Annotated in this window: 13 protein-coding genes; 8 read left to right on the top strand and 5 right to left on the bottom strand. The window is 35.9% G+C overall.

Annotated features, from left to right (window positions below):
• Positions 1-360 precede the first annotated feature (360 nt).
• The 4 genes from HHU12_RS08110 to HHU12_RS08125 all read left to right on the top strand — a co-directional run bounded on the left by HHU12_RS08110 (position 361) and on the right by HHU12_RS08125 (position 9,534).
• Positions 361-7,869, top strand: coding sequence for a S8 family serine peptidase (locus HHU12_RS08110; RefSeq protein WP_169656236.1), 7,509 nt, complete (start codon positions 361-363; stop codon positions 7,867-7,869).
• A gap of 152 nt (positions 7,870-8,021) precedes the next feature.
• Positions 8,022-8,420 (top strand): hypothetical protein, encoded by a 399-nt coding sequence (locus tag HHU12_RS08115; protein WP_169656237.1) that lies wholly within the window; start codon positions 8,022-8,024, stop codon positions 8,418-8,420.
• Positions 8,420-8,908, top strand: coding sequence for an RNA polymerase sigma factor (locus HHU12_RS08120; RefSeq protein ID WP_169656238.1), 489 nt, complete (start codon positions 8,420-8,422; stop codon positions 8,906-8,908). Before HHU12_RS08115 ends, HHU12_RS08120 begins: the two co-directional genes overlap by 1 nt.
• A complete protein-coding gene (locus HHU12_RS08125; RefSeq protein WP_169656239.1) occupies positions 8,890-9,534 on the top strand; it encodes a hypothetical protein in 645 nt (214 codons plus the stop codon). Before HHU12_RS08120 ends, HHU12_RS08125 begins: the two co-directional genes overlap by 19 nt.
• Before the next feature lie 47 nt (positions 9,535-9,581).
• Here the strand turns inward: HHU12_RS08125 and HHU12_RS08130 are convergent, their stop codons facing one another.
• The 5 genes from HHU12_RS08130 to HHU12_RS08150 form a co-directional block, all read right to left on the bottom strand.
• The gene (locus HHU12_RS08130; protein WP_169656240.1) at positions 9,582-12,929 is read right to left on the bottom strand and encodes a hybrid sensor histidine kinase/response regulator; all 3,348 of its coding nucleotides are present in this window, start codon (positions 12,927-12,929) and stop codon (positions 9,582-9,584) included.
• A 24-nt stretch (positions 12,930-12,953) separates the two neighbouring features.
• Positions 12,954-13,889, bottom strand: a complete 936-nt coding sequence (locus HHU12_RS08135) for a response regulator (protein WP_169656241.1) — start codon at positions 13,887-13,889, stop codon at positions 12,954-12,956.
• A 154-nt stretch (positions 13,890-14,043) separates the two neighbouring features.
• Positions 14,044-14,652, bottom strand: a complete 609-nt coding sequence (locus HHU12_RS08140; RefSeq protein ID WP_169656242.1) for a class I SAM-dependent methyltransferase — start codon at positions 14,650-14,652, stop codon at positions 14,044-14,046.
• 56 nt (positions 14,653-14,708) lie between these two features.
• Positions 14,709-16,136, bottom strand: coding sequence for an ATP-dependent DNA helicase (locus HHU12_RS08145; RefSeq protein WP_169656243.1), 1,428 nt, complete (start codon positions 16,134-16,136; stop codon positions 14,709-14,711).
• Between the two features lie 24 nt (positions 16,137-16,160).
• Entirely contained in the window at positions 16,161-17,411 is a 1,251-nt protein-coding gene (locus tag HHU12_RS08150) for an ABC transporter permease (RefSeq protein ID WP_169656244.1), read from the bottom strand.
• A 186-nt stretch (positions 17,412-17,597) separates the two neighbouring features.
• Here HHU12_RS08150 and queA point away from each other — a divergent pair, with 186 nt between their 5' ends.
• From queA to HHU12_RS08170, 4 genes are all read left to right on the top strand, one after another.
• Positions 17,598-18,644 carry a tRNA preQ1(34) S-adenosylmethionine ribosyltransferase-isomerase QueA gene (gene queA, locus HHU12_RS08155; RefSeq protein ID WP_169656245.1) on the top strand — a complete coding sequence of 349 codons (1,047 nt, stop codon included), beginning with the start codon at positions 17,598-17,600 and terminating at the stop codon, positions 18,642-18,644.
• 144 nt (positions 18,645-18,788) lie between these two features.
• Positions 18,789-19,139 (top strand): STAS domain-containing protein, encoded by a 351-nt coding sequence (locus HHU12_RS08160; protein ID WP_169656246.1) that lies wholly within the window; start codon positions 18,789-18,791, stop codon positions 19,137-19,139.
• On the top strand, positions 19,139-19,549 hold the full coding sequence (locus HHU12_RS08165; protein WP_169656247.1) for an ATP-binding protein: 411 nt from the start codon (positions 19,139-19,141) through the stop codon (positions 19,547-19,549). The genes HHU12_RS08160 and HHU12_RS08165 overlap by 1 nt, the downstream gene beginning before the upstream one ends.
• A gap of 505 nt (positions 19,550-20,054) precedes the next feature.
• Positions 20,055-21,329 (top strand): dihydroorotase, encoded by a 1,275-nt coding sequence (locus HHU12_RS08170; protein WP_169656248.1) that lies wholly within the window; start codon positions 20,055-20,057, stop codon positions 21,327-21,329.
• The last annotated feature ends 149 nt before the right edge of the window (positions 21,330-21,478 follow it).

Raw genomic sequence — 21,478 nt, forward strand, 5'->3', positions numbered from 1 at the left:
TTTGGGATTAACTTATTTATTTATAGTTGTTTAGTGTTTTAATTTTTATTGTTATTAATGTTGATGTAGCACTGATGTAGTAGTGTATTTGGACACATGTAGCATATGGTTTTTTGAATTTACAGTTGTTTGCGACTTAAAATTGTGTGGGATCTAACGATGAACTTTTATCAGAAAATATGTCTGACAAAAACACGAAGAAATCTCGCAAGAGTAATCAATCCTTGGAGAAGGAGAAATTACTTGAGATGATTGAAGTACGAAAAAAGGAGACAGACGTGCTTCAGAAATTACTGCACCTATTAAGGTTAAAATAATTTCTAGCCAATTCAATTTTTTAAACCGCTAAACAGACTATCAATGAGAAATCATTTACCAAAGGTATTGACTGTCTTGATATGCCTTTTAGCTGCGGTATTTAGTACCACAGTTACCTATGCACAAGAACCTGTTATCTTTTCAGATGGGGTGGCACAAGGCGTGATCAGAGTCAAGTTCAAAGAACAAACAGATGCTAGATTACAAGTAACTCCAATGAATGGAGGAATTGCAACACTAGGCATTGCTACTTTCGACGCAACTGCTCAACAGTATGAAGCTCAAAATATGAGGAGAGTATTCCCATATAACGCTAAGTTTGAGCACAAATTAAGAAAACACGGATTACACTTATGGTACCAAATGGAGGTATCTACTTCGTCATCTATTGATGCAGTAGTACAATCATTCTCTACACTTGCTGATGTAGAAATGGCTGAGGTGATCCGAGAAAAAAGATTAATTGAGCCGGATGCGAAGTTCGCTCCAATCTCAAAAGATCAAATTCAGACATTATCAGAAACAGCTCCTGTAAATGACCCATTGCTTTCAAAACAATGGCATTACAGCAATGATGGTTCTGATGCTGCATGGACAAAAGGTGCAGACATTAACCTTTTCAAAGCTTGGGAAACAACAATGGGATCAAACAACATTATTGTTTCTATTCACGATGAAGGTATTGATGTAAACCACGAAGATTTGAAAGCCAACATGTGGATCAACGAAGCCGAGTTAAACGGTGTAGAAGGAGAAGATTCAGATGGAAACGGATATATTGATGATATCTATGGGTGGAACTTTGCTTCCGCTTCAGGAGCTATTGCTCCTCAAGGTCATGGTACACACGTTGCAGGTACAGTAGCTGCTGTTAACAACAACGGTATTGGTGTTGCAGGTGTTGCAGGTGGTGACGGTGAAAACCAAGGTGCATTGTTGATGTCTTGCCAGATTTTAGGCGGTCCGCTTATCGATGTTGCTACTTCTTACATTTATGCCGCTAACAATGGTGCGGTTATCTCTCAAAACTCATGGGGATATACTTCTGAAGGGTATTTTGATCAAGTAGTACTAGACGCTATTGATTACTTTATCGCAGAAGCAGGTGATTACGAAGGTTCACCGATGAAAGGTGGTATTGTAATTTTCGCATCAGGTAACAGTAATCATGCAGGTAAGTGGTATCCTGGATACTATGAGCCTTGTTTTACAGTAGCTTCTACAAACCCTCAAGATCAAAAAGCAGATTACTCTAACTATGGAGACTGGATTGAGTTATCAGCGCCAGGTGGAGAAACATCTTCAGCTTTAACAAACGGTGTATTATCTACATTGCCAGACAATGATTATGGATTCTACCAAGGTACATCAATGGCATGTCCTCACGTATCAGGTGTTGCAGCATTAGTACTTTCTCACTTAGGTGGTGAAACAATGACACCAAATAAGTTGAAAGCACAGTTATTGACAGGTGTGGTTTCTATTAAGGATCAAAACCCTGATTATTTAGGTCAGCTAGGATCTGGTAGAATTGATGCTTCTTTTGCATTAAAAGAGAATGAAGGAATTGCTCCTGATTCTGTATCATCATTTGAAATTGCTTATGAAGGTTTTGATCATATTGCATTAAGATGGATGACTCCTGCTGATGAAGATGATGGCCAAGCAAGCACATTTGATATTTATTATTCTGAAGGAGAATTTGATTTAGAAACAGCTACTGTAGTAAAAGTAAATTCTGCTAGTGCTATTGGAGACTGGAACGTAAGACAAATTGATGGATTAAAAGCAGAGACAGCTTATTCATTTGCTATTGTAGCAAAAGATAGATGGGAAAATGCGGCACCAATGTCTGTTGTGATTAATGGTGCAACTAACCTTGGTCCTAAGTTGACATTCTCTAAATCATCAATGTCTATCACAGCAGATGTAGCAACATCGACGACTGCTTCAGATGAGATCACATTCTTGAATGAAGAAGAAGGAAGATTAATTTACTCTTTAGAGACAAGATATAAGAATCACTACCCTAAGACTTATTCTACAATTTCAGTAGGTCAAATGACTGAAGCTTCAAAATTAGGAGCTCAATCTTCTCCACGTTTAGAAGTAATGTCATTAAGTGATCATCCTGAATTAGAAGAGTTTGAGGAATATAACTTGGAATATTGTAATTCGGCATTTTTTCCATCATTCTTTATTGGAGATACTGATTTGTCGATGTCAAATACAGCGGCTACAGCTTATGTTGCTCCAAAAGGTGGTTTTAACCTTACGGACATTGAGTTTTACTTAAACACTTTGACAGAAGGAAATACTTACGCTCAAATCTACCAAGGTAATATTTTAAGCACAGCGACTTTGAAGTGGCAAACTGAATTAGAACCTCAAGATGATAACATTCATAAGTTCGAATTAGATGAGCAACTTTACTTTCCAGAAGGAGAGGTATTCTGGATCGTATTAAAAGTACCAGCAGGAAATCAATATCCTTTAGTAATTGGTGAATACAACTTCTCAAAAGAAGGAGAAGACAAAATGTTCTACAGTAATGACGATGGTAAGACATGGTCTTATTTAGTTGATGCGATTGGTGATAAGACACAAGCGTTTTTAGTTTCTGCAATGAGTAAAAACCCGTCTGTAGGTGAATTTATTACATTACAACCTGCTTCAGGTGATATTGTAGGTAACTCAGAGCAAGTAATTACAGCTACTATTGATGCCTCTACTTTAGTAAACGGATCGTATACTTCTGTAATGTTTGTAGAGTCAAATGATCCTGAAGAACCATTGAAAAAAATCAATATTTCAACAAGAGTAGATGGTCATAAATCAGATATCAAAACGTTGGATATCGTTGATTTTGGTAGTGTTCAAGTAGGTCTAGAAAAAGAGTTGATTATTGAGGTTGGTAACTATGGTTATGGTATTTTCAAGTTAGCCGACAATGTTACTCAAGAAGGAAGTGAATCTTTTAAGATTACTGATGAACCTTATTCGTTCCAATCTAGAAAAATTGGCCAAGTAAAGATCAAATATACACCAACTCAAGGTGGAGCAGAGACGGCTAAGTTTGTATTTACAGATGCTACTTATGGTGGATCTTTTGAAATCAATGTTGTTGCATCAGCAATTGAGCCATCAAAAATTGAATTAACGCCAGCTGAACAAACATATACTCTAGCATTGGGTGATACAGATGAAGGTGTATTTACCATTAACAACACAGGTAACTACCCATTACAATATTCAATTCCAGTTTATGATGAGAATGTTGAAGAAGGTGTGCATCGTTTCGGTTATTCATGGGAATTAGTAACGGACAATTTTGTTTGGGAAGAGTTAGATGGACAGGAAGATGTTTTGGACTTCACTAAACAATTTAAAGATGATTCATTCCTTGATTTTATTGAAGTTGAATTAGGGTTTGATTTCCCATTCTATGATACTTTGGTGAACAAAATGCATGTATCACATGTAGGTATGATTGCCTTGGATACAAAAGACCCTGTAAATGGTAGCTGGGGTAAATTACTAGGAGCAGATTTTACTTCTAATGGTTATGTAGCAGGTTTGTACATGTATTCAAATATTGGTTTAGATACTAAATTCCTTTACAAAAGATTTAATGATCGTATCATAATGGAGTATAAGAACATTTATACAATTCCGAATGAAGATACTTTCAATGAGTCTTATAAGCTTTCTTATCAAATTGTATTACATGCAGATGGTAATGTAGAGTACAGATATCAAGATGTTTGGGGGATTAGAAACTCAAATCAACCATTTATTGGTGTGGAAAGCCCTAATAAAAAAGATGGTTTCTATATCTATGAAAACTCACAACAACCGGAGAAGTTATTTACTTCAAAGAATACAAACGTTACTATTAAAGTAAATCACCCAGGTAGAAAAATAGCTAGAAACTTAAGCAGTACAAGTGGTGTAATTCCTGTAGGTCAGTCTGTAGATATTGCTTATGATGTCGTAACAGAAGGATTGGATGAAATGAGAAATACTCAGAATATTTCTATCTATACAAATGATCCTGTAACACCATTAGCTCATTTTACAGTTCATGCAGATGTTACAAGTGGTGGTGAAGCAGAAGTGACAATGACTAAGGATGAAATCATTTTTGGTGATGTTTTCAAAACAGCAATGCCTTCTTCAACAGTAATGTTAAGAAATAAAGGTAATAAGCCAATTTCGTTTACATCAGTAGTAGTTGAGAATGGTTCGTTCGACGTTGACAAAACTTCTTTCACAATTGATCCAAGACTTTCAGAAACAATAGAGATATCATTTACAGCAAGTGCTACAGGTGCAATGTCAGATAACTTGATTGTGACAGATGAGTATGGAACAGAATATATACTTCCTATTTCTGCTAATGTTATTCATGCACCTATGATCAGCGTGGACAACTCAGACCGTCATTTTACCTTGAATTCGGGAGAAAAAGAACAATTTTCAATTGTTGTAGATAACTCTGAAGGAGGAGCGGATCTAGAAGTGTTGCCAATGGGGTCACATTGGTTATATGAAGAGAAAGAAGTACAGGCGATGAGTGTAATTCCTACTTACTCTTATGCTTGGAAAGACAATATGAGAGAGTTATCAGGTTTTGAAGATCCGGAATCTCCAACTTATCAATTGATCGATATTACGAAAAACGGTCAGAAGATTGAAATCGAATTGGATGATTATTGGGAGCCTGTAAAATTACCATTTACGTTCAAGTACTATGGTATTGAGTACGATAGCATTTACATCGGTATTCACGGTCAAATGAGTTTCAACTACTACCATGGTGCTCCTTTAGGAGATAAAGTATGGTACCCATTAGAAATTCCTTTTGCTCATGATATCAATAACTTGGTAGCACCACTATGGATGGCAGGTGGAGAAGATTACTATGATGAAACACCTACAAAAGGTATCTGGTACTACGAGGATGAAGAGAAATTTGTGGTGACTTATGAGCGTTTCCAACACTTCGGAAACATCTTAGGTGGACATGCTACAGCTGAGACAGTATTCTACAAAGATGGTAGAATCAAAATGCAGTATAAGACTTGGAATCAAACAGGTGTTGATTTCTGGAGTAAATGGTTGACAATTGGTTTAGAAAATCATGATGGAACTGAAGGTGTAATGGTGAACTTCTACCGTTCATACATCAGAGATGGTTTAGTAATCGAATATACACCAACAGAAAAAACAGTTATTCCTGCAGGTGATTCTAAAACAATGAATTTTACAGTAGATGCTGAGAAACTTTTAGATGGTAACTATAAATCAACATTAAGATTGATCAGTGAGTCTCCAAATAATGAAGAAGTTGAGATTCCAGTGCATCTAACAGTAAATGGTACAGCAGATTTACAGTGGGGTGAAGAGATTGTAGATGCAGGAGATTTGTTATGGTCAGAAGGAGAATCTTTAGAATTTGAATTTGATGTTCAAAATGTTGGGACGAAATCTCTTAATTTAATGGAAATGAAGTCTTTAGGCTCAACAAATCCAAAGATCGAACTTTTTGTAGCTCCATTATTATGGGATGGTACATTTGGAAATCCGAATTGGCAAAATATTAATAATTTTAATCCATTGTGGAACCCATGGCCAACTATATCACCTGAAGATGGCTTATTAACAAGAGTAACAGTTACTCCTTCAGAAAGTGGTGTATTCTTAGATTCAATCGTAGTAAACGATGCTATGGGTCTTACAGATACTATAGTGTTGAAAGCTAATTTGATTTTACCTCCATCTATGATTGTAGATACTGATACTATTCATGCAATGTCATTAGATAATGAAGAGGTAATTACAGAAAAAGTTACAATCAGCAATGTTGACGGAGGTTCTGACTTACATTACACAGTAGAGTCTGAGTTCGTAAGAGCAGGTTTAGCAACTTCAGTATTCAATAAGTTCAATTCAGAAATCAATACTGCATCTCTTAATGCTTCAGTAATTGCATCTCAAAACACAGGAATTCAAACAACTCAAGAGTTTGATGATGAGATCAACTACTTCAAAGGTTATGAGAAAGCAGGTGGAATTGGTTATGGTGCAAACAGCTTCAGTACTTTAACGAAGTTCAAAGCTCCATCAACAGGATTTAATTTATCTCACGTTTCTACTTGGTATGTACCAGCAGGAATGGCGAATGCGACATTGGAGATTGCGATCGGAATCGGTGATATTGACAATCCTACAATCTTACATGAGCAATCTTTTGAAACGGAAACTGCAATTGATGATTTAGAAGGAGCGTTATTCACATTTGAATTAGAAAAATCTCTTCAGTTCCACCCAGGTGAAACAATTTACATGATCATCACTTATCCATTCGGTCCTGCAAGACCACAAGGTTTTGTAGAATCAGCGGAGACAATGTCAGATATCTCATACATTGAAGTAAATGGTGGATGGTTAGACGTGACGACTGACAGTAGATTCCCATTATTGCTTTGGATGAATGCTTTACATCAGTCAGAAAGAATCACACCATGGGTTACTTTATCTTCATTTGAAGGAATAGTAGCAAAAGGAGAATCTGTAGATGTAGATGTTTTATTTACGCCAACAACTGCACTTTCAACTTCAGAAAAAGCAGTATTCAAATTCATCAGCAATGATATGAAAGCTGAAGTGGAAGAAGTAACAGCAATGATGACATTAAACAATGCACCTGAATTTGTTGACTTCCCTGCGAACATTGAAATTGATGAAGCAATGGATTCAACTTTCATGATCACAGCAGTAGATAATGACGGTCATGACTTCACATTCGAAGTAGGTGAGCACGTTCTTATCGACAGCAGTTATGTAAGTAATGATACATTGTCAATTCAGATTGTAACAGATTATGAAAGTGCAGGTGATCATACTTTCAACGTAACAGTGACAGATGAGCACGGTGTAGCAAATACTTCTCAAATCAATGTAATGGTGAACAATGTAAATAGAGCACCAATTGCAATTGAGCAAGATACATTGTACTTAAAGCCAGGTGTAGCACCTACTTTCATTGATCCTACTGAAATCTTCTCTGATGAAGACGGGGATGAGTTGACATTTGGAATTGCTACATCAGATGACGGTGTAGTAATGGCAAATCTTTCTCAAGGTCAGTACGCAATTTTAGGATTGACTGAAGGAGAAACAGAAGTGGCATTAATTGCTACAGATATTCACGGTGCGTCAGTAATGACAATGCTTTATGTAATTGTTGATACAGAGTTGCCAACATCTATCGATAAGGATTTCGTAAGTCAAACAAACTTAAGAAACTATCCTAATCCAGTGTTGGGCACAACAACATTTGCTTTCAATATGATACATCCAGGAGACGTATCTATTCAGATATTTAATATGAATGGAGTGTTGGAACAGACTATTTCACTTGGCCGTTTAGGCAGTGGAAGTCATGAAGCAACTATTGATTTATCATCATTAATGACTGGAATGCATATCTATACTTTATCAGTAGACGGTAGTGTAGAAATGTATAACAAGTTGATCAAAAAATAGAATTAGAACGAAATTCACTTATATAAAACCACTGGGTCTTTGATCCGGTGGTTTTTTCTTTTCTAAACTTTTTTTTAAAAAAAATCTCCCCTTTGTAATAAATCCGAAAAATTGGCTACTAACCCAGTAAACAAGAATTAAATATTACTATTATGAGCATCTTTTCAAACTTTTATTCTCTTATGATCCATGACAGCAAATCTGTTGAGACTTATAACTTCAATGGCGATGATTTAGCCTTTGATTATCTTATCCATAGAATAACAGGTAAATACGGAATGCGTATTTTAAAGCAGGAAGAAGATCGTTTTCAGTTACTTTTTGAAGGGAGTTATTTTGTACCCACAAGTTCTCTTGAAGACATGGTGACTTCAAGGTGTTTAATTAATGTGGAACGTTTTGAAGAAGGCGAATTAAAAGTAACCTCATTTGAAAAGTTGATTTCTCCTTTTAACCATGAAAGGAAAAGTTTTGACAGAGTAGTTCAATGCAAACTCAATACATTTATGGCTTATCTTCATCGTGAGAACAACATTAAAACAGCAAACTAATGTCAATTGAATTTTATGAGGAATATATAGAAAGCAACAAATCCATCATTTATAAAATTTGTAGAGCTTATTCACACTCGCAGGAAGAATTTGAGGATTATTTCCAGGAAGTATGCCTTCAGCTTTGGCGTTCAAAAGAAAGTTATCAACAACAGTCTAAGTTATCAACATGGGTGTATAGAGTTTCGTTGAATACTTGCCTTTCTATGGTCAAAAAAGAGACGAAAAAGGTAAGTACTGTTGAAATCAATGAAAAGATAGATCAAGTGCATCAGTTCTCTGAAAAAGAAGAACGCTTGGAGGAATTGTATAGAGCAATCAGAATGTTGAAGGAAGTAGACAGAGCCATTATTCTATTGTATTTGGAAGAGCATTCTTATCAAGATATCGCAAGTATAATGGGTATTTCTTCTACCAATGTGGGAGCAAAAATAAATCGGATTAAAAAGCAATTAAAAGAAAATATGTTATGGAAGAGTTTGACTTAATCAAAGACGTGTGGGCAGAGGGGCATCAAACTTCTCCCGACTTAAAATCAGTAAAAGAAACCGCTAAATCTCAAAGAATGAAATCTATGAACGCAATCGAAAAAATCGTCAATAAGACAAAATTAGAATGGATTATTACATGGGGAGTTATATTATGTATAGCATTTTTTTATGGAATAACTTCAAATAATTGGATAGTAGTTGTACTTGGGGTATTACCGATTGCTGTCTATTTTCTGGATTATTTATTAAAGCTAAAGAAAGTAAGATCTTTTGATAGTTTGGATACTTTGAACTATTTGAAAAATGTGAAAGCCTATATCTTAAAAAGTAATCAGCAACAAATCAAAATGCTCATTTATATATTGCTTCCTTATTCATTGCTCTTTGGCTATTTCTTTGGAATTTCATTAGGTTTAGAATCTGAGGGAGATAATATCAGTAGATTATTTGTTTGGGATAATCTTACTCAAACTGTATCAGTAACCTCCATAGTAGCCTTATCAATCGCGTTTCTTTTGTTTAGAAAATTCGCTCCTCTGTTGATAAATTATTGGATTGATAAATTTTATGGTAAAGATTTTAAAGGAATTGATGAGATGATTGAAGATTTGGAAAGTCATTAAAAAAGAAAAATCCACTGAATATAGTTTTCAGTGGATTTTTTAGGGGTTTAAAGTTCTAACGATTTGAGAATTGACGCTCCCTCCTCAAACTCATATTGACTTACTTTTTGTTCAATTTCTTTGAGTTTATCAACCGTTTTTTCATCCTTTACTGATGGAATTATTTTCTTAATGATTTCGGAAGCTTCTGGATCTCCAGCTTCTAAAAATTCATTGAGTTCATCTACTAAAGGAGAAAGGTTTTCAATAATATCAACAACATCATTTGAAGTTTCTTTTTGTTCAAAACCTTTGAAGTAATGATTGATGATCCCTAAGCTTTTTTCTACTTCAGCAATTAAATCATCAAGTAAAGCTTTCTCATAGCCCTTATTGTATTTTAAGGCATGTTCTACAAATTCAGCTTGAGAATATACATTTGAAATCCCCAAGTTGGCTGCCACTCCTTTGATAGCATGTGCTTCTTCCTGAAGTAAAGTGAAGTTCTGCTCCTCTTCTATTTTCAATAAGCGAGACTTAGCATCCTTTTGCTTCTCGGCAAACTTTTGGAGCACACTGATAAATAATTCTTTATTTCCACCGCACCTTTTGATGGCAGATACTGTATCAATTCCTTCAATGACAATTTCACTTTCTTGCGAAGTGGGTTGCTGTTCTTCTTTTGGAGATTTGTTGTGAAGTTCAGGATTTTCAGCTTTGATCCACCTGCCCATAATGGCAAAAAGTTGCTCATTTTCAATAGGCTTTGCAATGTGATCATTCATCCCTGCTTCCCTAGCTCTATCTTTATCCTGCGACATCGCATTGGCTGTCATCGCGATAATAGGCAGATCAGTAAAACGTTGATCCTTTCTTAGTTCTATTGTAGCTTGATAGCCATCCATTACCGGCATTTGAATATCCATCAACACACCTTCATAAGGATCTCCTTCTTCGTAGGCTTTGATCACCGCTTCAATTCCTTTTTGACCATTATCAACCGTATCAATAAATACACCTTGTTTGGCTAAAACTTCAGAGGCAATCAGCTGATTGATTTCATTATCTTCAACTAATAAAACTTTAGCACCAACTACTTGCTTAGGGAACCCATTCTTATTTTTGAACTCAGAAGAAGCCGCAAAACCAAAGCGTGATAAGAGAGTATCTAACAGTTGCTGTTCTTCAACAGGTTTTACGATAATACCAGAAACCTGATGTTCATCCAGCTGTTTTCCTAGTTCTACTTTATCATGAGCAGTGACCATAAGGATATCAGTAGTAGCATGGATTTTTGATAACTGACGAATTCTTTTTGTCGTCTCTACTCCGTCAATTCCAGGCATACGCCAATCCATCAGAATAAAATCAAAAGTAGTATTGGAGCCCTCAATTAATTCGAGTGCTTCTTCACCACTATTTTTGATCATGACATTACAGCCAAATCCTTCAAGATAACCTTTCAATACCAGACATGAATTTTGATTGTCATCTACCACCAAAACTTTGCTTCCAATCAGACTCTTTAAATGATAAGAATTTTCATTGGTAATGGATGAAGGATCAACTCTTTCACATTGTACCGTAAACCAGAATGTAGATCCAATACCATAAGTAGACTCTACTCCTATTTCGCCTCCCATCAGTTCTGACAATTTTTTAGAAATAGAAAGACCTAATCCTGTACCTCCATATTTTCTTGTTGTGGAGGTGTCAGCTTGATTGAAAGATTCAAAGAGTCCTTTACGCTGTTCTTCAGTAAGGCCAATACCAGTGTCTGTAACTTCCACTCTTAATGTGGCTCCTTCAGCACTTGTATCTTGAATAAATGCTCTTAGCGTCACGCTTCCTTTAGAAGTAAACTTGACGGCATTGTTGAGTAAATTCAATATAATCTGGCCCAATCTCAATGGATCTCCTCTCAATACCTGTGGTAAATCTGGAGAAATTTCAAAGTTGAGTGCAATACCTTTATCAGCAGCTTTTAGACTTATCACTGTTGATATATTTTCCAATACCTCATTATTCAAATTGAAATGGATAGATTCAATATCAACTTTTCCAGCTTCAATTTTTGAGAAATCAAGTACATCGTTGACAATCCCCAATAAGGATTGAGACGAAAGCTGTATCTTTTTCAGATAATCCTGTTGTTTATCATTTAGATCCGTATCCAATACAAGATTGGTCAGTCCCATAATTGCATTCATAGGCGTACGGATTTCATGACTCATATTGGCAAGGAACATACTTTTGGCACTTGCCGCCTCTTCAGCAATTGTTTTAGCGGCTTTCAATTCATCCTCAGCCGCTCTTCTATCAGAAATATCAATAATTACATCAGCAAGGTAAACAGGTTCACCAGCTTCATTTTTCACAAGGAAGTAATTCTCGAATGTGGAAACATATTGGTTCTTGGCGGTTTTCATTTTCAGTTCTCCACTCCAAGCCCCTGTTTCCATTACTACAGGTAGCACTTCCTCTTGTATTTTCTGTTTCGATTCTTCTGTATAATAACTTTGAATTTTCTTTTCGTAAACAGCGTCTACTTCATCTTCTCCAAGTAGTACTTTCAAAGAATCGTTGACATAAACAATAGATTGGTCTCGCATATCAGCCATACCAAGGCCATTGGAAGAGGACTCTGCAAAGCGTCTGAAAATCCCTAATTCCTGCGTTCTAGTCTCTACTATTTCATCAAGATTCTTATTGAGAACTTCTAACTTTTCTAAGTTTTCTTGAAGGTCAACATTATTAGTATAGAGGTTTTTATGTAACCTTCTATTCATTCTAAAAACTAAAATCCATCCAATAATGGCCCCAATAATAGATAAGATAACACCAGTCAGGTCGATCTTAATTCTTTTTTCTTTCTGATTGAAAATGTTCTTAATCTGCTGATCCAAAAGTGTAGAAAACTTTTGCATAGAAGAGATATAAACACTTTTCTGATCATTGTACTCACTGCTGTTCAATAAAAGAAATGCACCCTCTTTTTGCCCTTGAGCGATCAATTGAAAAACACGATTCTCAATTTCTATCAGCTTTTCATTGGCAGAACTAGTTTGATTGAGAAGATTTCGGATTTCTTTCGATTCTTCTAAAACCAAGGCCTCCTTAATGGCATCATCCAGTTTTTCCTCATACACTCTGTATTTATCTTCCCATTTACGGTCACCTGTCAAAGCAGCCATTTGAGTAGATGTAGTTAATACTTCATCATAATAGATAATTTGTTTTTGCAGAGAAGAAACTTTCCAGATGATTCTATTTTCTCTTTCAGAATCACGGTAAGAGTGATACAATTCCCATCCAAAAAAGGAAAAAGCGATAGCCGTCAAAAGAGAAGCCAAGAAGAAGAAAGTGGTTTCTCTTTTGTTTTTATATCGAGGGTCCAGTATTGGTTGTTTGGACATAGTTTATTGGTTTATGGCGTAATATTATCGTGTAGATCCATATCGGGAATCTACATAAGAAAGCATTTCACTAGGTTTTAGAGCTTGACTAGAATTACCCATTCTCACATAAAATGCTTCATCTGCATCTCTACTAAAAAAGACTGGTCGTGGAGAAGGTTCGCAATGAATAACCATCACTCTTTCTCCTTGTAAATCATGAATATTTGTATTTACAGCTCCCGCAAGATCAGCACCCAGGTATTCTCTTAGTAGATTGTGCCAATGAAGGAGCAGTTTATCTTCATTTTTGAATCCATCTTTTTTCATGCCTAACGCATTTCCATCATCATCTACTCCCACCAATAGATAACCACCTTTGCCATTAAGCAAAGCTGCTACACTTTTCAAACACTGATTTTCAATGCGGGATTCATTTTTATTGGTATAAAGATTAAATCTCAGGGTAGATTTGAATTCTAAAATTTCACTTTCTCCTTGATTGATAAGACTTTGAAGATCATTTTCAGATAGAGTGCTAGGGCTAGGTGCAGATTGATTTTTCAACTGTTCGATCTGTTCTCTCAATTGCTTTTCCTGAGAAACTATTCTCACTCTAGTGTTGATTCTTGACATCACTGTCTCCGGATCAAAAGGCTTTGTGATATAATCAGAAGCGCCTAATGCAAAGCCTTTCTGTTCGTCTTCAGTTCCAGTTTTTGAAGTTAAGAAAACAACACTTATACCATTTGTTTCAGGATCTTCTTTCAGAATTTTGCAGACCTCATAGCCGTCCATTTCCGGCATCATCACATCTAATAAAATAAGGTCGGGTTGAGGCTCTGATTTCGCTAGGTCTAACGCTCTTTTACCGTTTAAAGCTACTTTCAATTTGTATTCATTTCCTAGGAGTCCTCTTAGTATATCAATATTTTCTGGAGCATCATCAACAATAAGGATACAAAATTTGTCGTCTGTCATAGTAATTAAAAAAAGATTGGTAATGTAGCGTTTAAAGTAAATTGGCTACAAAAAAAGGGTTAATTAAATATGAATGCTGTAGTTTATAATAATGGCTTGATTACCAATAAAAATCATTCATCCGACAAAGTTAATAATTATTGCCAAATAACTGTTAAACTTTTGTAGCATCTATAATTAGAGAGGTGTAGTTAGGATTACCATCCTTATTGCGTTCGTCAAATTTGAGGGATCTTCTAATTGTACCATGACTTAAACTCCAATCAGAGGTCACAAAATGTTTGTTTTCATCGAAGTATTCTACCGGAGTGACCTTAAAACCAATGACTTCTAACATCTTACCCAATGATTGATAGTTGTAAAGCACTTTGTGATCATCAGCCCCTGCTCCTTTTCCGCCTGGCTTTACAAAATCAATATATTCTGGGTCTTTGTGATAGCCGTCAGGAACAGCAATTCTTAATGTTCCTCCTTTCTGAAGAAACTTGTAACAGTTTTCAGCCGCTAAGGCACCATCTTCTTGTGTAAGATGTTCCCAAACGTGCTCTCCCATAATATTTTGGATAGAGTTTTTCTTGAAATAAAAATCCCAGTTCTCCTCTTTTAAAATATTCAGTCCAAAAATATCACTTCCTATCCACCCTTGATCATGAATGCCTGAACTACCGACAACAAGTTTGTAAGGGGAAGATGACTTGAAGACTTTGTACTTCAATTTAGCGGATTCTACTAGTCGGGTGATTGGGAGAGGAGTTCTGAACATAATTTTATAATTAAGAGTATAAGTACCAAGCTAAAAATAAATAACACGAATTCATATTATTTTTTCTGATTACTGCCTTCAAAAAAACGATCAGGATAATTCATTAAAAATAATTCTGATTTAGCCCTTGTGATTGCTGTATATTGCCAGCGAAGGAAATCAGTATCAATCATATCGTCTCTTAAGTACCCTATATCCACAAAAATAGCATCCCATTGTCCACCCTGTGCTTTATGGCAGGTCAATGCATAAGCAAATTTTACCTGTAAAGCATTTAAGTACTCATCTTCTTTTAATCTTTTATTACGGATTTTTGCATCTTCAATATCAGCGTATTCCTCTATCACAGAATTATACAATTTTCTTGATTCTTCTCTTTCCAGTTGTGGGGTAAAAGAGTGAAGAGTATCCAGAATTATTTTAGCTTCTACTGTGGGGTGATTCTCATAATCCAATAATCTGAAACGTATATCACAGAAACGGAAGCCGTATTTTTCTTCAATATTCCCAACACCTGCTACTTCAATAAACTCACCATTGGCCAAAAATCCGGCAGGGGAATCTTCATCTAACCAGAAATAGTTATTTCTAACCACCATCAAATAATCTCCCGCATCTAGTTCCTCTTCTCTGAAGTGAATCTGCCTTCTGATGTATTGATTATACTGTGTAGCCGCACGATTGGAACGGGTAATGATGACCGTATTTTCAACACCATATTTATCATAGCCATACAGCAGTCCATCTTCTAAGCGGTCCGAACCCATTTTAAAGATGTCTTTGAAAGAAGTAGTGTTAAATTGAATATCGGTATTTTGAGCAAGGCAATTTCTTACTAAAGTGGCATTGTATAAAATGCCAGAAGTAGAAGCTTGTCTCACCACCTCTGTTAGTTCATGACTGATAATGCTCAGACGGAAAACGTTCTGTAAGTAGATTTCATCCAAGGCAGGGCTGATTTCCTGTTTTACCGGAGGAAGCTGAGCTGTATCTCCAATTAAGAAGAGCTTATTATTGGATTTAGGGTCTTCAAAAACATAATCAACAATAGATTTTAAAAGTCCCTCACCTGCTGTATGAGGCTGATCATCAATCATTGAGGCCTCGTCAATAATATAAATAGTATTTTGAGCCTTGTTTTTTTGTCTTTCAAACCTCAATAACCCCGTTTCTTTGTCTTCAGTTTGTTTATAGATGATACGGTGAACGGTATAGGCCTTTCTTTTTGCATAAGAAGACATCACTTTTGCCGCTCTGCCTGTCGGTGCCAACATCATGGTTTTGTAAGAATAAAACCTCAAAACATTAGCAAAAGCTGTTAAAACAGAGGTCTTACCCGTACCCGCATATCCTTTTAATAAAAATGTGTTGCGTCGGTTGTTTTTCTCTAATACAAAGTGATCCAAAAGGTCAAAAAGTTTTTTCTGACCGTCTGTAGGTTCAAAAGGAAAAGATGCACTGATCCTTTCAGAAGGTGTGATCATAAATTCTTAGGGGATAGATGATATTTACGCGGCTCTCATTGCTTCTACAGGGTCCATTTTTGCAGCAGAAATTGCAGGTGCAATACCCGAAATAATGCCGATCAGACCTGAAATAAGCATACCAATAATCAGGTTGGTAAAGTTAAGAGAAATCACAAAGGTTTCCGTAGATAACAGTGATAATAGCGAAACTAAAAACAGTCCGCCCATTCCTCCAAAGAAACTTAAGAACATGGATTCACATAAAAACTGCAATAAAATAAAGTAGTTTTTAGCACCTAATGCTTTCTGAATACCGATCTGTGATGTCCTTTCTTTTACAGAAACAAACATAATATTGGCAATACTGAAACCGCCTACAAGAATGGAAAAAAGACCAATAATACCACCTGCCACTTTCAATGAACCAGTAATACCATTGACAAATTCAACGATAGCATCCGTTCTGTTGAGGGCAAAATCATCATCTTCTTTGGGTTTCAATCCCCTTTTAATTCTTAATAAACCACGCAATTCTGCTAGAATTTCTCCCATATTTTCGTCCTTATCATACCCTTTCGCAATAAGGTTGGTATTGATCCACCGTCCTTTTGATGCATACATTTTGATGAAAGAATTGTAAGGGATAAAAATCACATCATCATTGCTTGGTGTAGGAATAAAGCTCTCTCCTTGCTTCTCAAAAATACCAATGACTTGAAACTTTGTTCCTTTAGCCTTTATGATTTTTCCCAGTCCATCACCATTAGGAAAAAGCTGTTTCGCTACATCGCTTCCGATGACTGCTTTTTGAGTTCCGGCACTCATTTCACCTTGTGTGAAATAGCGTCCCTCGCTGATAGGCATAGAATTGATTTTATTGTATTCATAAGAAGCACCAATGATTTTTCCATCTTCAAAAGTGTTGCTTCTATAGTTAATGGTATTTCCTCTTTTCTGCTCATAGATAGCAATAGATTGTACCCATTTCGCATTTTCCTGAATAAATTCTAGCTCACTTTTATCAGGATTCGGGCGTCTGTAATATTTCCACCAAGGGTACTCCCCCTCACCAAATGAAAAGGGCCATTTTCCTATGTAAATCACATTATTACCAAACACTGAAAGACTGCTTTGTATACCATTATTGAGAGCATCAACTAAAGTAAAGATGGCAATAATGGCAAAAATACCAACCGTGACACCGAGCAGAGAGAGGACTGTTCTAAGTATGTTTTCTTTCAGAGCATGGACTGCAAATCGGAAACTTTCGAAAAAAAGTTTTATAAAAAGCATGTTTTATAAAAAAAATGATGGAAAATTGATGATAAAATCTCTATCTAAAAGATTGTTTGGAAATTATCTAATCTTTATTTGTTAAATTTACCGTCTTGATTTTCAAGGTACGCATTTTGTGTGTATTGTGTAAAGTTAAGCTAATATTGATATTTACAGAAAGAAAATAATACGTAATTTCATTCCATGAAGCTATCCCAATTCCAGTTTGATCTGCCAGAAGATCTAATCGCTCAGTATCCTGAGGAAAATCGTGATGATGCACGTTTAATGGTTTTACATCGTAAGACAGGAGAAATTGAACACCGCAAGTTCAGAGACATCGTGGAATACTTTGATGATGGAGATGTGTTGGTAATGAACGACACTAAGGTTTTCCCAGCTCGCCTTTATGGTAACAAAGAAAAGACAGGTGCTAAAATCGAAGTTTTCCTTCTTCGTGAACTCAATAAAGAATCTCACTTATGGGATGTATTGGTTGATCCTGCTCGTAAAATCCGTGTAGGTAACAAATTATACTTTGGAGACGGTAGTTTAGTAGCGGAAGTTATTGACAACACGACTTCAAGAGGTAGAACGATCCGTTTCTTAGTAGACGGTGAGGAAGAAGAATTTTATAGAACAATTGAGGAATTAGGTGAGACGCCAATTCCAAGAGATTTAGGTCGTGAGGCTGAGCCATCAGACAAAGATCGTTACCAAACTATCTTTGCTGCTAATAAAGGTGCCGTAGCAGCTCCTTCTGCAGGTCTTCACTTTACACCTCAAATCGCCAAAAGATTCGAAATCAAGAGTGTTGATATCACTCCTATCACATTGCACGTTGGTTTAGGTGCCTTCAGAGATGTGGACGTGGAGGATTTGACAAAGCATAAAATGGATTCTGAGCACTACAGAGTAGGTGAAGAAACAGTAGAAGTGGTAAACAAAGCATTAGAAAACAAGAAAAATGTTTGTGCTATTGGTACTACAGTACTTCGTTCTTTAGAAACATCTGTATCAGCATCTAACACATTGAAAGGAAACGAAGGATGGACAGACAAATTTATCTTCCCTCCATACGATTTCAAAATTGTAAACTCAATGGTGACAGGTTTCCATAAGCCTAAATCTACATTATTAATGATGGCTACTGCATTTGGTGGTTATGATTTAGTGATGAGAGCTTACGAGGAAGCAATCAAAGAAAAATACCGTTTCTTAAGCTATGGAGACGCTATGTTGATTTTATAATCAGCGTATTGATTTCTTTCCAAAGATCATATTTATAAGGTTGTAGATCATAGCGGTCTACAACCTTATATTTAGTGATTTGATAAAAAATGTAAAAAAAAATCAAAATAAGGGAAACCTTAATGATGTTAAACCGTATACGTAATGACTAAAGTAGACGTTAATGTTGTACAAGAAAGTGACTTCACTCTAATCGATGTGGTTGGAGAGCTCGATGCAAGTTCATCTGTAGATTTAGATACAAAACTACAAGAAGTGATTGACAGAGGAGACAAGAAGTTATTAATAAATTGTGTAGGGTTAACTTACATTTCATCTGCAGGAATTGGTGTTTTTACATCCAGATTAGACGATATCGAAGCAGACCACATTACGATGGTTTTGTTTGATGTTGCAGATAATATTAGAAGTGTATTCGAAATTTTAGGAGTAGATCAATTTTTAAATCTGGCTACCACCAAAGAAAAAGCCATCCAAATTATTAAAGGACAGTGATGTTTAGAAAAAAAGTCAACTGTGAGACCGCTAATCTACATATAATCCGAGAGTTCATTCTTTCGGCATTAGCTAGCTACAGTGTACCTGATTCTAAACGAGATATGATCGTTGTGGCAGTTGACGAGGTGTGTGCAAACAGAATGATTCATTCTAACAGCTGTGATCCCACCAAAGAAATAGAAGTAACTGTTACTACTACTATAGATGCCGAAAGTGTGGTTATCGAAATAAAAGATAACGGTGAAGCTTTTGATATAAAAACTTATCAGTCCCCTACTATCAATGATGTAATTAAAGAACATCGTAAAGGAGGAATGGGATTGAGATTAGTAAAAAATATTATGGATGCTGTTCAAGTTGTTCAAGTCGGAAAACATCAAGTTTGCAGGCTGGTAAAACAAATTTGAAAGCATTTTTTATTAAGAGAGATACTGAGAAGTGTCTCTTTTTTTATGGTTGAAAATCTGTTCAAGTATTAATTTACTATTTTAGTTGCTAAAAGTAATTAAGTGTTTCGTACACCATAGTTAAAACTATGGGCAGGTGATAAAACAACCTAGTCAAGACTTAAGTCTTGAAGGTTGGAAACGGAGGCAACGCTTTAGTGTTGTCGGAGTAAATATCATCAGCCCATGACTTCAGTCATGGTGCACGATAATTTGTCTCTTTTTCATTCTAAAACCCTTTCTACATTAACTTTATCAGAGCGTTTCCAGTAGCCTCTTAGCCCTGCTTCGTGAAGTAAGAATTAATAGTGTAGTGTAACGAGCATTATTTCTATTCAAACTCTTTATTCTTAATTCTTCATTCTTCATTTTTTTATCTTAAATTTGTCCGGTTACTCCAATAATCACCTCGATTTTCATTGGTGTGGCCAAAAATTAATATAAGATCTTTTTGAGTCACATGGTAATGAAAGAAATTTTGCTCAGTAAGGTAAGAGTATCAGACCCTTCCTCAACCTATCACAAACAAATTGTAAACATCCTTATTAAGGATGGTATCATCAACAAAATTTCCACTGAAAAAATCGATGCTTCCAATGCTGAAGTCATTGAAGGAAATGAGAAACTTTACGTTTCATTAGGTTGGTTTGATATGAGAGCAACTCTAAATGAGCCTGGTGAAGAATTCAAAGAAGATATTGCCTCTTTAGGAAAAGCAGCCGCTTTTGGTGGTTTTACAGACGTTGCCACTCTACCAAACACATCTCCAGTTATTCAATCCAAAGAAAGCATTCATTTCGTTAAGCAAATGAGCACTTTTTCTGCAGTTCAAATCCATCCTATGGGTGCTTTGACAAAAGACTGTAAAGGAGAAGAGATGAATGAGGTGAAAGACATGCATGATGCCGGTGCTGTAGCGTTTACAGATGGCGTAAAATCATCTTGGCACCTTGGCGTTATCAAAAGAGCCTTGATGTACATGCAATTGTTTGATGGTTTGATGATCGAAAAAGCAGATGAGAAAACGCTGAACAACGACGGTCATATGAACGAAGGTATTCCATCTACATTGATGGGAACAAGAGGTATTCCAAACGTAGCGGAGTGGTTAGCCATCCAAAAAATCATCTCATTGTTGACTTACACAGACGGCAGAGTACACTTTGCCAATATCTCAACACCTGAGTCAGTAGACATCATCCGTAAAGCAAAAGCAGAAGGGTTAAAAGTAACATGTGATATTGCTGCTCATCAAGTAGCCTTCACAGACGAAGATTTAGCCTCTTTTGATACTAACTTAAAAGTAAATCCTCCATTCCGATCTCAAAAAGATATTGACGCTCTTTGGGAAGGAATCAAAGACGGTACAATCGATGCGATTGTTTCTTCACACACTCCTCAAGATACGGAGTCAAAACGTTTAGAATTTGATTTAGCAGATTTCGGTATCATCGGTTTAGAAACAGCTTTCGCATCTATCGTTTCTAACTTACCAAAAGAGATTGATGTAGATACAATTATTGAGAAGTTGACAACAAATCCTCGTCAAATCTTGAAGGTAGAACAAGCACCAATCGCAGAAGGTAGCAAAGCAGTATTAACAATCTTCGATCCTAAAGCTACATGGACATTTGCTGAAAGTGATATCCAATCAAAATCAAATAATACACCATTCGTAGGAAAAGAATTAAAAGGTAAAGCCGTAGCGATTGTCAATAAAGGGCAATTGGTGAAGGCTTAGGACTTTTATTATTATAAATGATGAACACCATCATGAATATCTTTTTGAGGTATTTGTGGTGGTGTTTTTATTATGAAATAAGTATTGAGACATTTTAAAGTATAACTAAAAATGAGCTTTTGAAAATTGAAGAAACAACTGTTTACCAA

Origin of the sequence: Flammeovirga aprica JL-4 (genome assembly GCF_012844305.1) — a bacterium.
GTDB classification, from domain to species: Bacteria; Bacteroidota; Bacteroidia; order Cytophagales; family Flammeovirgaceae; genus Flammeovirga; species Flammeovirga aprica.